We start from the raw sequence: 14,693 nt of genomic DNA, 5'->3' as shown, positions 1-14,693 counted from the left end.
TCGACCGAGGAGCAACTGATGTCCCGACTGCGATCCGTGCTGTCGACGATCACCGCGACGGCGGTGATGGTCCTCGCCGCGGCGCCCGTCCCGGCGCCCGCCGCGGACCCCTCCTACAAGGTGCTGGTCTTCTCCAAGACGGCGGGTTTCCGGCACTCGTCCATCCCCAACGGCATCCAGGCGATCCGGGATCTCGGCGCGGTTAACAACTTCACCGTCGACGCGACCGAGGACGGCGGCGCCTTCACCGGCGCGAACCTGGCCCAGTACCGCGCCGTGGTCTTCCTGTCCACGACCGGTGACGTCCTCAACGACACCCAGCAGGGCGCTTTCGAGTCCTACGTGCGGGCCGGCGGCGGCTACGTCGGCGTGCACGCCGCGTCCGACACCGAGTACCAGTGGCCGTTCTACGGCGGCGTGGTGGGCGGGTACTTCCACTCCCACCCGGCGATCCAGCAGGCGACGGTGCGGGTCGAGGACCGCGCCCACGCCTCGACCTCCCACCTCGGCTCGGACTGGGTCCGGACGGACGAGTGGTACAACTTCCAGGCCAACCCGCGGGCGAACGTGCACGTGCTCGCGCGCCTGGACGAGGGCACCTACTCGGGCGGCAACATGGGCGACCACCCGATCGCCTGGTGCCAGACCTACCAGGGCGGCCGGTCCTGGTACACCGCCGGCGGGCACACCGAGCAGGCCTTCGCCGAGCCCGGGTTCCGCGCGCACCTGCTCGGCGGCATCCGCTACGCGGCCGGCATGACCGACGCCGACTGCCGCGCCGAGACCGGCTACACCTCGCTGTTCAACGGCTCCGACACCACCGGGTGGAGCCAGGCCGGTCCGGGCAGCTTCGCCGTGGCCGACGCCACCCTCACCTCGCGGGGCGGCATGGGCATGCTGTGGTACTCGGCCAAGGAGTTCCGGTCGTACTCGCTGAAGCTGGACTGGAAGCTGGCCGGCGACGACAACTCCGGCGTGTTCATCGGGTTCCCGGCCAGCAGCGACCCGTGGTCGGCGGTGAACAACGGCTACGAGATCCAGATCGACCCCACCGACGCGGTCGACCGGACCACCGGCGCGGTGTACACCTTCAAGTCGGCCGACATCGCCGCCCGCGACGGCGCGCTCAACCCGCCCGGCGAGTGGAACACCTACGAGCTGCTCGTGGAGGGCGAGCGGCTCCAGGTGTTCCTCAACGGCGTGAAGATCAACGACTTCACCAACACCGATCCGGCCCGCAGCCTCCAGCAGGGGCACTTCGGCCTGCAGAACCACGGCGACGGCGACGACGTGTCGTTCCGCAACATCCGGGTCAAGGAGCTGTCGGCCACTCGCACCGGTCGGATCACCGGCCTGGGCGGCAAGTGCGTCGACGTCAGCAACGCGGGCACCGCGGACGGCACGAAGATCCAGCTGTGGACCTGCAACGGCACGAACGCGCAGCAGTGGACCCTGCCGGGTGACGGCACGGTCCGCGCGCTGGGCAAGTGCCTCGACGTGCGCTCCGGCGGCACGGCCAACGGCACGCTCACGCAGCTGTGGACGTGCAACGGCAGCGGCGCGCAGCAGTGGGCGGCGCAGTCCGGTGGCGCGCTGCGCAACCCGCAGTCCGGGCGTTGCCTGGACGCGTCCGGCAACAGCTCCGCCGACGGCACCGCGCTGCACATCTGGGACTGCAACGGCGCGGCCAACCAGAGGTGGACCCTGCCCTGACCGGCACCTGCCCTGACCGGCACCTGCCCTGACCGGGATCTGCCCCGACCGGAGGTGTCCCGCCGCACGCGCGGCGGGACACCCCGCGACCACGCCGGTTGCGCCGCCCGGGGGCGGGAGAGGAAGCTCGGCGGTCGTGAGCGCTCGCAAGGTCGATCGGGGACTGCCGGAGGCCGGGTGTCCCGTCCACCAGGAGCCGGACGGGACGTGGCAGGTCGACGGCTACGCGGCCGCCCGCGCGTTCCTGCGCGACCACAACACGGTGCAAGCGGGCCTGGGCGTGGAGACGACCGAGAACTTCCCGCGCCGGATCCGCCGTCCCGTGCTCTACCGCGACGGACCCGAGCACCGCGAGCACCGCAAGCAGACGGCGCGGTTCTTCACACCCCGGCGGGTCGACGAGGCCTACCGCCCGGTGATGGAACGCGTCGCCGACGAGCAGGTGGCGCGGTTGCGCGGCGCGGGCGCGGTCGACCTCGCCGACCTGGGCTTCCAGCTCGTCATCGACGTCACGTCGGCGGTGATCGGGCTGACCGGGAGCAAGCCCGGCATCAAGCGGCGGCTGGACTACTTCTTCCCGGAGGAGTTCGGCAAGCCGGGGTTCACCAGCGCGCACGGCCTCTACTGGACGTGGCGGCAGCTCAAGGGCTGGTCGGCCATCTACTTCGGCGACGTCCGGCCGGCGGTGCGGGCGCGGCGGGCGCACCGCCGGGACGACCTGATCTCGCACCTGCTCGACGAGGGCCTCACGTCGGCGGAGATCCTGGGGGAGTGCCTGACCTTCGCGGCCGCCGGCATGGTCACCACGCGCGAGTTCATCGTGATGGCCGCGTGGCACCTGTTCACCGACGACGCCCTCCGCGCCCGGTACCTCGCCGCCGGGGAACCGGAGCGGCTGCGGCTCCTGCACGAGGTGCTGCGCCTCGAACCGGTCATCGGGCACCTGAAGCGCCGCACCACCGCGGACGTCCGGGTGGACGGGGTCACGGTGCCGGCGGGCTCCCTGGTCCGGGTCCAGCTCGACCACGCCAACCTGGACCCCGGGGTGGTCGGCGAACGGCCCTCGGCGCTGTGCCCGGGCCGGCCGGTGGCCGACGGCGGCAGCTCGACCGGCCTGTCCTTCGGGGACGGCCCGCACAAGTGCCCCGGCTCGCACGTCGCGATGCTGGAGTCGGACATCTTCCTGCGCCGGCTCATGTCGTCGGACGGGGTGCGGATGGCCCGGCCGCCGCGCATCGCGTTCAAGGACGAGATCGCCGGGTACGAGCTGCGCGGCATGCAGGTCGCGATCGGCTGACCCCGGAACTCAGAGGTGGGCGACGCCGGTCAGCCGCTCGGCCGCCGCCCAGAGCCGCGTGCCGACGGCCGGGTCCGTCGCGTCCCGGCTGAACCGGGCTTCGGCGACCGGGCCCGAGGTCTCCCAGAACCTCGACGGCCCGAAGAACTGGCCGCCCCGCACCCCCGGCGCGGTCGCGGCGCGCAACTGCGGCAGCGCGCCCCGCTCGACCGACTGGGTGGCGAGCAGGCCGAGGCGCGCGATCAGCCGCCCCGACCGGCCGCGGTGCTCCCAGGCGCGCGGGGTCAGGTTGGTGCGGGTCAGACCGGGGTGGGCCAGCACGGCGGTGATCGGCGATCCGGCGGCGCGCAGGCGGCGGTCCAGCTCGACGCCGAGGACCGTGGTGGCGAGCTTGGACCTGCCGTACGCGGCGGCGGCCCGGTAGTCGCGCTCGAACAGCAGGTCGTCGAAGTCGAGGTGCGCGTTCCGGTGGGTGATCGAGCTCAGGCCGACCACCCGCGCGGCCCGCGCGGCGGCCAGGGCGTCGAGCAGCAGGCCGGTCAGGGCGAAGTGGCCCAGCACGTTCGTGGCGAACTGCAGCTCGAAGCCGTCGGCCGAGGTGCGGCGCGGGCCGAGCAGGACCACACCGGCGTTGTTGACCAGCAGGTCGATCGCCGGGTGGTCGACGACCAGCCCGGCGGCGAACGCGCGCACCGAGTCGAGCGAGGCCAGGTCCAGCTCGCGCACCTCGGTGTCGCCGTCGATGCCGCGGGCCACCCGCTCCCCGGCGGCGGTGTCGCGGACGGCGAGCACCACGTGGGCGCCGCGCCGGGCCAGCTCGGTGGCGGTCACCAGGCCGAGGCCCGAGTTCGCGCCGGTCACGACGGCCACCCGCCCGTGCTGGTCGGGGATGCGGTCGGCGGTCCATCCGGTCATGTGCTGCTCCTGGGGTGTCGGTGTGCTCCGCCGACGACGTTAGGAGTGGTCCGGGTCCGCTCGGTCGGTCCCGGTTGCCTGGGTCTGCGAGACCTACCTCGCCGCCCGGCGGGGCGACACACTGGTGGTCATGAGCAGCCGTCATCCCCACGCCCGCGAGCTCGGCGACTTCCTGCGCGCCCGGCGCGGTCGGCTGCGCCCGCGCGACGTCGGCCTGGAACCGGGCGGCCGGCGCAAGGTCACCGGGCTGCGGCGCGAGGAGCTGGCCCTGCTGGCCGGCCTGAGCACCGACTACTACCAGCGGATCGAGCAGGGCCGGGAGGTGCGCCCGTCCGACGACGTCCTGGAGGCGATCGCCGGCGCGCTCGGCCTCGGCGACGGGGAGCGCCGGCACCTGTTCACCCTGGCCCACGCCGCCCGCCGGCCGGTGCCCGCCCGGGCGGACCGCCGCCCGGAACGGGTGCCGGACCGCACCCGTCGGCTGCTGCGGGTGACCGACACGCCGGCGGTGGTGCTCGGCAGGCACCTGGACCTGCTCGACTGGAACCCCATGGCGGAGGCGCTGCTCGGCGACCCGACCGGCTACCCGCCCGACCGGCTCAACATGCTGCTGCTGCTGTTCGACGACGCCCTGACCGGCCGGCGGAGCTGCCCGGACTGGGAGCGGCAGGCCCTGGACTACATCGGCATGATGCGGGCCGCCGTCGCCACCGACCCGACCCACCCCCGCGCCACCGCGATCGTCGGCGAGCTGAGCATCCGCAGCGCCGAGTTCCGCCGCCTCTGGGCCCGGCACGACGTGCGGGAGTCGGTCAGCGGGACCAAGACCTTCCGGGTTCCCGGGGTGGGCGACATCGCCCTGGACTGGGACACCTACCCGCTGCCCGGCAACCCCGGACCGGTCGTGCTGGTCTTCACCGCCGAGCCGGGCAGCGCCGACGCGGACCGGCTGCGGCTCCTGGCATCACTGCACGCGACCCGGTCCGCGCACGCCGACGAGCGCTACCCCCGGCCGGGGCGGTAGGTCTCACGGGGCCACGCCGTGAGCGATCGTGATGCGGTAGTCGTCCCCGGCCCGACCGACGACGTCGATCGTGGTGTTGCTCCTGGCGTCGTGGAACCGGCCACCCACGTCGAACGGCGCGTCGTTCAACTCGTGCCCGCCACAGCCGCCCGAGCGCGGTCGCGCGTCCGCGACCAGCACGGGCCCGTTGCCGCTCGCGACCGCCGTGTCGACGGAGTAGACCAGGACACCGGTGGCGCAGGCGGCGGAGTCGAGGCCGGTGCGCGACCGCGCCTCCGCCACCAGCACGGTGGTGGCGCCGGTCCGGACCACCACGCCCTTGCGCCCTCCCGGCGCCGAGACGGGGACGAGCGTGTCGAGGTAGCGGCCGGGCGCGCTCACGCAGCCGATCTGGTCGTGGCGCAACCAGTTCAGCTTCCACTTGTGCCAGGCCAGGAGGTCCGGGCCCGGCCCGGAGATCAGGCCCATCAGGTCCCAGCCGCCGACGAACCGGTGGACCTCGCCGCGGTACCCGTACAGGTCCGGCAGGCCGAGCGCGTGCCCGGTCTCGTGGTTGAGGACCTTGCTGCCCCAGTGCGCCGTGTCCTGGCCGAAGGTGACCGACCTGGTGATCACCGTGCCGTCGGGCGCGGTGAGCGGGTTCAGGTAGGCGGCGGCGAAGGAGATCTCGCCCGCGGCACGGGTGGGCACGACGTAGAGCAGGTGCGTGCCGCTGAACGACACCGCCCGGCCGGCCGCGGCCAGCGCGTCGTTCAGGTAGCGGGCGTGGGCCTCGGCGGTGAGGCCGCGCCGCCAGCCGTAGTCCGCGGACGGTCGCGGCATCCGGTGGAAGCGGGCGGTGACGGCGTCGACCGACAGCGTCAAGCCGCCGTGCGAGCTGGTGGCGAACCAGTCCGGGCCGCCGGGCAGCAGCTGGTCGCGCAGGCTCGTGGTCGAGTCGGTGGCCGGCGCGTCGGGGAAGTCGACGAAGAGCATCGTGGCCCGCAGCGTGCCGTGCGACGGCGCCGATCCCGCGAGGTTGGGCACACCCTCGGACAGGTGCGCGTTGGTCGCGGGCAGCGCGCAGGCGCCGGCCGGCACGTCGGCGTGCCCCGTCCCGGTGGGGAGCACCGTCGCGGCGAGCACCACCGCGGCGGTGAGCAGGAGCCGGTGCCCTGTCATGGACGACCTCCTGTCGGCGGACCACTGGGCCGCTCGCCCGCGGCCGGACGCGGTGAACGCTAGTCCGGGACCACGTCACGGGTGGTCCTCCGCGACGGGCGTCATCCGACTCGTCGCCCGGACACCCCGTCCCGGTGACCGCGGCCCGCGAAGCGGTCGCCGATCGTGCCGGGTGCGGACCCGGGGCCGGGTCCGCACCGGAGCGGAGCGCCTGCTCAGCGGTTGCAGCGGGAGGGCTCGGTCCTGTCCATCACGAGGGTGTGCAGGGCGAGCGGCCGGGCGTCGCCGATCTCGGCCTTGCCGTCGTCGTGCGGGCCGGTCGCGGCGTCCTCGTCCGCGGTGAGGCCGAGGACGTAGGTCAGGTACAGGCCCTTGGACACCTTGAGCGCGGGCATGCCGGTGATCTTCAGGACCGCGCCGTTCCCGGTGAGCTGGTGCTTGACGTCGCCGTGACTGCCCTGGGTGGTCTGGCCGCCGCTGTAGTAGGAGTACGAGACGAAACCGTTCCACCGGGACCCGGACGGGGCGCGGAACACCTGGTCGAGGCTGTTCAGGTCCTGACCGGCCGCCTTCTCGAAACCGACGGTGACCGCCATGAACCCGGATTCGCCCTGCTTGACCTCCAGCAGGGCCGGTTGGACGACGGGCAGCGCGAGGTCGTCGTTGGTGAACGTCTGCGGTTGTGCGGCGCCCTGCACGGTGGCGGTCAACCGCAGCGGCCGGGAGTCGCCGAGGACGACCTTGCCGTCGGTGTGCCGGCCGGGCTGCGCGTCCGCCTTCGCCCTGATGCCCAGGGCGTAGGTGAGCACGTAGCCCTTGGTGGCCTGCAACTTCTGCAGACCGGTCAGCCGCAGGCGGGTGGCGCCGTTCTCCAGGGTGGGCTTGAGCTTCGCCTTCCCGCTGCCCTTGCTCTGGCCGCCGGCGTTGTAGTAGGTGAACGTGATCGTGCCGGTCCACTCGAACCCGGTCGGCGCGTCGAACACCAGCTCGGCGCTCGCCAGGTCGACGGGGTTGTCGTCCGGGTTCTCCACGCTGAAGGCGACGTGCCCCTCGGCTCCCGGCGCGACCGACACCGCCGCGTGCTGGCACACCCGCAGGTCGTCCTTGGGGATGTGCGCGGTCAGCCGCGTGTCGTGCGCATCCGACTTGTCCGGCGCGGTGTTGCTGCGCGTGGGTGACTCGATCGTCGCCGCGCACCTGACCTTGCCGGTGGTCTCCCGGTCGACGGTGCCGGTGAGGGTGATCGTGGCGGTGCTGCCGACCGGCAGGTCGAGCGGCTGCTGGAAGACCCCGAGACCGGCGCTGCCCGGAACCGTGCCCGCGCCGCCGCCGCCGGTCTGGGCGACCGAGATGCCCACGTCCGGCAGCGCCGGGTCGAGGGTGCCGGTCACCACGGCGTCGGGCACGTCGTTGGGGCCGTCGTTGCGGACGGTGACCGTGAAGTCGACCTGGCTGCCCGCCGGCGCCTCGGCCGCTCCGTCGGCGGTGAGCGGCATCGCGGCGGGCAGGGCCACCACGAGGTTGCGCACGCAGTGCCGGGAGATCGCCGCGCCGGTGCTCGCGGACAGGCCGAGCTTGAACGTCTCCGGCATCGCCGCCTGGCCCTGGGCCAGCTTGAGGTCGACCCCGTCGAACACGGTGGTGGTCGTGTCGCCGCGGGTCACGCGCACGGTCACCACGGCGTTGACGATCACCACCTGGACGTGCGCCCGGTCCGCCCAGACCGCGGTCACGCCACCGGGGGCGGGCGCGCCGGTGATGAAGTTGAACCCGGCGGCGCGGTCGCCGGAGCCGCGCAGCACGATCCGGTTCGGCTTGGTCGCGTTGTCGGTGGTGGGCCCGCCCCAGGTGGTGGAGAAGTTGCCGTGCCGGTCGAAGCCCAGGCCGACCCAGCCCTTGCTGACACCCGCGCCCGCGGGGCCGGGGCCGTACCCGAGCCCACCGCCGTAGCCGCCCACGTCCGTGTCGTGGGCGCCGTCGATGAGGTAGACGGCGAAACCGTCGCCGTCACCACCGGCGCAGTAGAAGTCGAAATCGATGGCGACACCGGCCGAGGAGGGGAACGGGGTGTTCAGCAACGCCGTGCCGGCCTTGTCGTTCGCGGCGGGTGTCAGTTGCAGGCCGTCGTCACCCACGAGGGTGGCGTCACCGCGCAACGTCCAGTCGTGGGCGAGGTCTGCGACCCGGGTGGCCCGGAACGTCTCCTCGATCGGGAAGACCCGGGGGGAGGGTGTGCTCGCGGTCGGCGCGGGCTGTCGGCTGGTGGTCATGGCACTTCCTTCGCCGTCGTGCTCCTGGTCGGGCTCCTCCGGTGACGGGGACGGGGTTTCGGGCTTGGTTTCGGGCTTGGTTTCGGGTTCGGGTTCGGGTTCGGCCGAGCGGTGCACCCGGCCGCCGACGAGGTCGAACAGGCCGAGGACGACGTCCTCGTAGAGGTGGAAACCGCCTTCCAGGGGTGGCAGGGCTTCGTCGTCGGCCCCCTCCGGATCGGGCGTGCCCGGCGGTGGGGTGAGCACCTCGGTCAACCCGCGCACCACCCCGCGCAGGGTCGACTGGGCGGTGGCGACCGCCCACCGCAGCTGCGGGTTCGCGCCGATGTGCCGCAGCGGGCCCGGCAGGTGGGTGTCGACCGCGGCGACCGCGGTGTCCACCCAGCGCATCGGCAGGTCCAGCAGGGCGCCGAGCTCCGCGCGGGACAGGATCGGCGGCGGCTCGCCGTCGATCATGAAGTCCTCCCACTCGAGCAGGTCGAACAGGAACTGGCCGCCCTTGTAGAACGGCCAGGGCGCGAGGGCGTCGAGGATCTGCCTGGCCCGCCGCGGGTCGTCCCGCCGGACCGCGACACCGCGCCGGGCCAGGGTGCACAGCACCCCGCGCAACCGGACGCCGACCCGGCCCAGGGAGCGCATCGCGGCCCGGTCGCCGTCGCGCAGGGCGGAGTCGTCGAGGCCGCCGGTCACAGCGGTCGGGTGGTGACGTAGTGGGCGATCTGTCGCAGCACTGCTTTTCCTTCGTTCTCCGGGATGATGGCGAGGTCGCGCTCGAACCGGGCGATGCCTTCGGCGGCCAGCCGGTCGGCGAGGTCGGTGGCGTACTCGATGGAGCCGTGCTTCCGCATGGCCGCGAGCATCTCGTCGGCGTTGTCCTGGGACTTGTCGCCCCGTCGCCGGTGCAACAGCTGACCGAGCCGTGCGCGCTCGCGTCCGCCGGCGTGGCGGAACAGGTGGATCAGCATCACCGTGCGCTTGCCCTCCAGCAGGTCGCCGAGGGCTTCCTTGCCGTAGAGCGCTTCGTCGCCGACGAGGTTGAGGATGTCGTCCTGGATCTGGAAGGCGATCCCGATCAGCCGGAACGCCTCGTCGAAGCGGCCGAGCACGTCCGGGTCGGTGATCCCGGCGCAGACCGCGCCCATCCGGCACGGGGTGATGCACGTGTACCAGCCGGTCTTCTTGGTGCTCATGGTGAAGTAGTCCTCGTCCCGGGTCGGCACCACGCGGCGGTGGATCCACCCGAGCTCCATGGCCTGGCCCTCGATGGACTCCCGGCACATGTGCATGACTTCCTGGATGAGCCCCAGCGTCCGGGCCAGCCCGAGCGTTTCGAGGTTGGCCAGCACGGCGTCCACCGCGAGCAGGTTGAGCCCGTCGCCGGTGTTGACCGCCAGCCCGTTGCCGAACTCGGTGTTCATCGTGGGCAGGCCGCGGCGGTGGGTCGACTCGTCGGCGATGTCGTCGTGCACCAGGAAGCCGTTGTGGAACAGCTCGAGCGCGGCGGCGGCCCGCACCGCGTTCTCGGGCTTCTCGCCGAAGGCCGCGCAGGCGGCGAACACCAGCGTCGGGCGCAGGCCCTTGCCCTGGCGGGTGGGGTAGGACCGCATCAGGTCGTACAGGTCCGCTTTCGGCTCCCGGTCGGGCAGCAGCAGGTCGATCTCCCGGTTGGCCCGCGCGCGGCAGGCCCGCATGGTCTCCACCAGGTCCGCGTCGTCGACCGGCTTCACCTCCCACCAGCCGGTGCTGCGGCGGCCGTCCCAGAGCAGCCTGGGCGCGGCGTTCACGGTGCCGCCGATGGTCGAGTGCTCGCCGGGGTCGAGCGGCCGGCGGTCGGCGAGGAAGTCGACGGCGTGCCAGCCGGTCGGCGTGTCGCCGTGCGGTGAGGAACGCGGCGCCGAACCGCCGGTGGTCGCACCCCACAGGCGGGGGGCCTGTTCGCGGTAGTCGCGCCACAGCTGCTGCACGAACCGCAGACCTGAGGCGCGCTGGGACAGCAGCACGAACGCGCGCCACACCGCCAGCACGCGGTCGCGGGGCCCGCGCACGTCCAGGCTCTGCGGCAACACCTGCTCCACCGGCGGGCGCTGGGCGTCGAAGACCAGGTTCATCGCCCGGTCGTCGAAGGCCACCTCGACGTCCGGTTCGCCGACCAGGTCGGGTTCGACCAGCAGGCGGCTGTGGCGGGCGGTCAGGGTCGCCCGGCTGCCGTCGTGGAAGTGCAGCCCCAGCCGGATCTCCCGCAGCTCCTCGGCAGCGGCGGCCACGATGGCGGGCGCGCGTTCCGACAGGGCGGTCACGGTCTCGGTCAGCAGCCGCGTGCCGGTGTACGGGGCGGTGTCAGTCGTCATGGGCGTCTCCGGCGAACTCGACGATGCCGTGCGTCTCGAAGCCGAACGCGCGGCCGGAGACGACGCCTTCGATCGCGCAGGCGCCGAGCAGTTCGTGCACGCTGAACGGCCTCAGGCTGGTCTCGGACGGGTTGGCGATCCGGGCGGCCGTGGTGGGTCGGAAGTCGAGCACGAGCCGGTCGTCGCCCAGGCGCGCGGTGATCAGCAACCGGCGGGGCACCACCGGGGCGGGCGGCGTGGCCAGGGTGGCGGCCAGCGGCGGGACCAGCACCACCCGGTCGCGGTCGAGCTCGCCGTGCACCGCGACCTCCAGTCGTCGCCGGGGGAAGTGCCGGATCATCCGGCCGTCCCGCCACAACATCACCGAGCCGTTGGCGGCGTCACGCGGGTACCGCGGCTGGATGAGGGTGAACACCACCGACCACGGCGGCGGGGCCACCGGGTCGTCGGACGGCGCGTTGGCGAAGCCGAAGACCCAGCCGCCCAGCACCGGCCAGCTCCACCGCCCGCGGACGCGTTCGTGGTAGCCCACCAGCTCGCAGCGGGTGTCGCCGTGCGGCGACCGGAGCGTCCCCGTGCCGCGCACGCCCGGTTCGGACTGCCAGCGCAGGAACTGGTCGTCCCCGAACGGCGCGCACTGGGACGTGCACGGCCTGCTGGTGCGCGACAGCCGCAGGTCGACCGCGGGCCGGCCCGCCACGGCCGCCACCTCGAACGGGCCGGGCGTCGCGTGCGGGTGCGGCAGCCGGAACGCCGACCACGCCGGATCGGGGGCGTCCGCGTTGAACTGGGTCGACGACCACCCGTGGACGGGGTCGTACACCAGGAGGATGGCCATCCGCTGCGGCTCCCAGCGGGTGGCCGAACCGTCCGCCGGCGGCTCCGCGCCGAGCACCGACAGGTTCGAGATCACCGCGTGCGAACCGTTCGGTGACAGGAACGCGTAGTGCAACCACTGGCGATCGAGCGGATGGCACAACTCCGACTCGGGAAAAGGGCCGAGCACGCCCAGCATCCGATACTCCTGACCATGCCGCCGCAGGCGGGTTCAGCTCGACAGCGCTCGCGCACGGGCGGGGAAACCTCGGGCCGGTCGCGAATCCGTCGGCGGTGACGTGCGGAAGTCAGGGTGTTAATGGCTCCATGGCGGCCACGGTAGGGCACCCGGTCCCACGACTGCGCCCCGCATCACCGCTTCGGTGAGGACACGCCGTCGAACGTCACCCGAGTGTGTGTACTGCCGCGGGTTTGCGGCGGCCGCCGCCGGCGCGCCGTGCGATACGGCGCGCGGCGGCGGCTCGTGCTCGCTGTCGCGAACCGGCGCGATTCGTGGCGGTCCGCCACGTTCGGCCGACCCGGCTACTCCACCCGGTCGGGCAGCTCGAAGACGTCGTCCTCCCGGAACCGGCGACCGCGCCAGGCCCGCACCGCCACCGCGGTGGGGAAGCCGGCGGTGACCAGCGCGCCGACGATGACGAGCAGCGCCGAGGGCAGGGTCACCCCGATCACGATCGCCAGCAGACCGACGGCGTAGGTGGTGAGCAGCGCCGCGGTGAACAACACCCGCCGCGGGATGCGGAACAGTGAGCCCTTGCGGCTCAGCCGGGCGACGAACCGGGGATCGTCATCGGCCAACTGCCGCTGGATCTGCGCCAGGGCGCGCTTCTCGTCGTCCCGCAGTGCCACCTCGCCACCTCCGCTGTGCCGGGTCAAGTGCCGGTTCCAGTGTCACCTCGGGAGGGGTCACCCGCTAGAGCGCGGATTGCCCATCTGGCCGGGAGCCCGCGACGGCCGCCGCCGTGCGGCTCACCGCTGGATCCCGAGAACGGGCGCGACCGCGATGTCGTGCATGCGCCAGTCCGCCTCCCGCAGCAGCCGGCCCAGCCGTTCGAGCCGCTCGACCAGGTCGTCCGTGCCGGGGCGGGGCACGACGAGCATCTCGCCGACGAAGACGTGCCCTTCCTCGCGGAGCCGGATCCACGCGTCCTCGACCCAGGGCTCGTCGAGGGCGAGCGAGGTGAGCCGGGTGAGGAGGGGGTGCGGTTCGTCGTCGGTCACGGTGCGGGGTCGGCGGTCCATGAGGTCGGCGACGGCGACGCGGGTGGTGCGCAGGCCGTCGCGGACGATGTCGGCGGAGATGACGATCGCGGCGACCGCGTCGGCCCACCACAGCCCCGCGCCGATGCCCAGGATGCCGAGGACGGCGGCCGCGGCGGTGAGCCAGTCGGCGCGGTTCATCTCGGCGTCGGCGTGCAGGACCTTGTCGTGCAGCTGCTCGGCGAGCTTCGTCTTGGCGCGGCCGAGCAGGATCGCCGGAACCATGGTCGCCAGCAGGACGGCGATCATCGGCCAGCCCAGCCACACGGTGTGGCCGAACACCTCGATCAACCCGATCGGCGGGCGTTCGCCCTGCACGAGTCGCAGCACGGACTCGACCAGGATGTAGCCCCCGAGCGCCAGCAGCGCCAGGGCGGAGGCCAGGAACGCGATGGCCACCGAGCGGTGGTGCCCGTAGGGGTGGTCGGCGTCGGGCGGCCGGTTGCGGTAGCGGTTGGCGATCAGGAACGCGACGGGCGGCGCCAGGGCGAGGATGTCCTCCACCCAGGCCGCCTTCATGGCCTGTGACTGGCCGAGCACCACGGCGAGCGCGGTGATCGCGACGACGAAGAACGCGATCGTCCACCACTCGAGGCGGACGGCACGGCGGTGCAGCGCCGCCTTCTCGGGCGGCAGCTCGTAGTGGTCGTAGACCGCGGCCATGTCACGCCCCCGCGCGGTGGTCGTCGAGCAGCAGGCGCCGCACCTCGTCGTCGTCCAACGCCAGCAGGAACCGCTCGACCGTGCTCTGCCAGGCGTTCTCGCCGGGCGGCACGGCCATGACGTGGTCGAGGCTGGACAGGTGGGTGCCCGTGTCGGTCAGCCCGATGGCGTCCACCAGCCAGTCCGGCACGACCGCGGCGGCGTCGGGACGTTCGGGGAGGTCGGCGACGGGGACGGCGGTGGCGTCGTGGTCGGGCAGGAGGGCCGCGTCGGTGCTGCCCTCCCGCACCAGCACCCGTTGTCCGGCGACCTCGGTCGCCGAGCCGGCGGGCACGGCGACGACCGTGTCGGTGGTGAGGTAGTCGGTGGTCAGGGCCACGTCCTGGGACCAGGGCGACCGGGCGTCCAGCCCGCCGACCACGAGGTCCAGGCCGCGTTCGGCCAGCGAGGCCATGAGCTCGGCCTCGCTGCCGCGCACCCACTGCACGCGGGCGCCCAGGCTGTCCGCCAAGCGCTGCGCCAGCACGGCTTCCACGCCCTCCGGCGGCTGCCCGTCCGCCGCGTCGCCGCCGGTGACCGTCCACGGCGGGTTGTGCGCGACCCCGACCCGGATGGTGCCCTCGCGCACCCGGTCCAGCGTCCCGTCCGCGTCGCGCGGCCACTGGCAACCGGCGGCGGACGTCACGACCAGCGCCACCGCCACGACCCGTGTCCACGCCCGTCGAGCGACCGCAGCTGATGCCATGGTGTTGATGTTGCCCGAACGGCCGGTTCCCAATCATCGGGCGGCCGGCCGGTCGTCGGGGTCAGGGCAGGGGCAGGTCGGGCGGGATCTGGAGGGCGACGGTGATCAGGGAGTGGACGCGGGTGGCGACCGCGGCCAGCAGGCCCTGGACCTCGGGCGAGGCCGTTTCGGCGGCGGCTTGGAGGGTGCGCAGGTCTTCGTCGATGCGTTCCAGGATCGGGCCGACGTCGGCGTGCCGGCTCTGCAGCGCGGCGGCGATCTCCTCCAGGGGAACTCCCTGGACCTCGAGACGTTGTACGAGGTGGATGCGGTCGACGTCGGCGGGGTCGTAGAGGCGGTAGTTGCTCGCGGTGCGCTTGGCCGGCGCCAGCAGGCCGAGGCTCGTGTAGTAGTCGACGGTGCGGGGGCTGACCTGGGCTCGGGCGGCGAGTTCGCCGATCTTGAGCAGGACGTCGGTCAC

The 14,693-nt window shown here is 73.2% G+C and carries 12 protein-coding genes; 3 read left to right on the top strand and 9 right to left on the bottom strand.

Annotation, left to right across the window (positions count from 1 at the left end; genetic code table 11):
• Positions 1 to 18 precede the first annotated feature (18 nt).
• Together IOD16_RS40525 and IOD16_RS22765 are read left to right on the top strand one after the other, a co-directional pair.
• On the top strand, positions 19 to 1,713 hold the full coding sequence (locus IOD16_RS40525) for a ThuA domain-containing protein (RefSeq protein ID WP_442978056.1): 1,695 nt from the start codon (positions 19 to 21) through the stop codon (positions 1,711 to 1,713).
• A 136-nt stretch (positions 1,714 to 1,849) separates the two neighbouring features.
• Entirely contained in the window at positions 1,850 to 3,010 is a 1,161-nt protein-coding gene (locus IOD16_RS22765; protein ID WP_201436056.1) for a cytochrome P450, read from the top strand.
• Positions 3,011 to 3,019: 9 nt separating this feature from the next.
• Here IOD16_RS22765 and IOD16_RS22760 read toward each other — a convergent pair whose 3' ends face one another.
• The gene (locus IOD16_RS22760; protein WP_201436055.1) at positions 3,020 to 3,925 is read right to left on the bottom strand and encodes an oxidoreductase; all 906 of its coding nucleotides are present in this window, start codon (positions 3,923 to 3,925) and stop codon (positions 3,020 to 3,022) included.
• Between the two features lie 130 nt (positions 3,926 to 4,055).
• Here IOD16_RS22760 and IOD16_RS22755 point away from each other — a divergent pair, with 130 nt between their 5' ends.
• Positions 4,056 to 4,949 (top strand): helix-turn-helix domain-containing protein, encoded by an 894-nt coding sequence (locus IOD16_RS22755; RefSeq protein WP_201436054.1) that lies wholly within the window; start codon positions 4,056 to 4,058, stop codon positions 4,947 to 4,949.
• 3 nt (positions 4,950 to 4,952) lie between these two features.
• Here the strand turns inward: IOD16_RS22755 and IOD16_RS22750 are convergent, their stop codons facing one another.
• The 8 genes from IOD16_RS22750 to IOD16_RS22715 form a co-directional block, all read right to left on the bottom strand.
• Positions 4,953 to 6,110, bottom strand: coding sequence for a M6 family metalloprotease domain-containing protein (locus IOD16_RS22750; protein WP_201436053.1), 1,158 nt, complete (start codon positions 6,108 to 6,110; stop codon positions 4,953 to 4,955).
• A gap of 215 nt (positions 6,111 to 6,325) precedes the next feature.
• Entirely contained in the window at positions 6,326 to 9,070 is a 2,745-nt protein-coding gene (locus tag IOD16_RS22745; protein ID WP_201436052.1) for a lectin-like domain-containing protein, read from the bottom strand.
• Entirely contained in the window at positions 9,067 to 10,728 is a 1,662-nt protein-coding gene (locus IOD16_RS22740) for a polyprenyl synthetase family protein (protein WP_201436051.1), read from the bottom strand. The genes IOD16_RS22745 and IOD16_RS22740 overlap by 4 nt, the downstream gene beginning before the upstream one ends.
• Entirely contained in the window at positions 10,718 to 11,641 is a 924-nt protein-coding gene (locus tag IOD16_RS22735; protein WP_236594290.1) for a hypothetical protein, read from the bottom strand. Before IOD16_RS22735 ends, IOD16_RS22740 begins: the two co-directional genes overlap by 11 nt.
• A gap of 446 nt (positions 11,642 to 12,087) precedes the next feature.
• Entirely contained in the window at positions 12,088 to 12,414 is a 327-nt protein-coding gene (locus IOD16_RS22730; RefSeq protein ID WP_170185352.1) for a DUF3040 domain-containing protein, read from the bottom strand.
• Positions 12,415 to 12,534: 120 nt separating this feature from the next.
• Positions 12,535 to 13,488, bottom strand: a complete 954-nt coding sequence (locus tag IOD16_RS22725) for a cation diffusion facilitator family transporter (RefSeq protein WP_201436049.1) — start codon at positions 13,486 to 13,488, stop codon at positions 12,535 to 12,537.
• A gap of 1 nt (position 13,489) precedes the next feature.
• Positions 13,490 to 14,233, bottom strand: coding sequence for a transporter substrate-binding domain-containing protein (locus IOD16_RS22720; RefSeq protein ID WP_201436048.1), 744 nt, complete (start codon positions 14,231 to 14,233; stop codon positions 13,490 to 13,492).
• 61 nt (positions 14,234 to 14,294) lie between these two features.
• Positions 14,295 to 14,693: a helix-turn-helix domain-containing protein gene (locus IOD16_RS22715; protein ID WP_123747090.1), complete on the bottom strand. Its 399-nt coding sequence runs from the start codon at positions 14,691 to 14,693 to the stop codon at positions 14,295 to 14,297.

Source organism: Saccharothrix sp. 6-C (assembly GCF_016695385.1).
In the GTDB taxonomy this organism is placed as follows: domain Bacteria; phylum Actinomycetota; class Actinomycetes; order Mycobacteriales; family Pseudonocardiaceae; genus Actinosynnema; species Actinosynnema texasense.
This window is presented reverse-complemented; position numbering and strand designations above follow the sequence as displayed.

Coding starts and splice junctions, on each gene's coding strand:
- IOD16_RS40525 (WP_442978056.1), top strand. CDS start 19: ATGTCCCGACTGCGATCCGTGCTGTCGACGATCACCGCGACGGCGGTG.
- IOD16_RS22760 (WP_201436055.1), bottom strand. CDS start 3,925: ATGACCGGATGGACCGCCGACCGCATCCCCGACCAGCACGGGCGGGTG.
- IOD16_RS22755 (WP_201436054.1), top strand. CDS start 4,056: ATGAGCAGCCGTCATCCCCACGCCCGCGAGCTCGGCGACTTCCTGCGC.
- IOD16_RS22750 (WP_201436053.1), bottom strand. CDS start 6,110: ATGACAGGGCACCGGCTCCTGCTCACCGCCGCGGTGGTGCTCGCCGCG.
- IOD16_RS22740 (WP_201436051.1), bottom strand. CDS start 10,728: ATGACGACTGACACCGCCCCGTACACCGGCACGCGGCTGCTGACCGAG.
- IOD16_RS22725 (WP_201436049.1), bottom strand. CDS start 13,488: ATGGCCGCGGTCTACGACCACTACGAGCTGCCGCCCGAGAAGGCGGCG.
- IOD16_RS22720 (WP_201436048.1), bottom strand. CDS start 14,233: ATGGCATCAGCTGCGGTCGCTCGACGGGCGTGGACACGGGTCGTGGCG.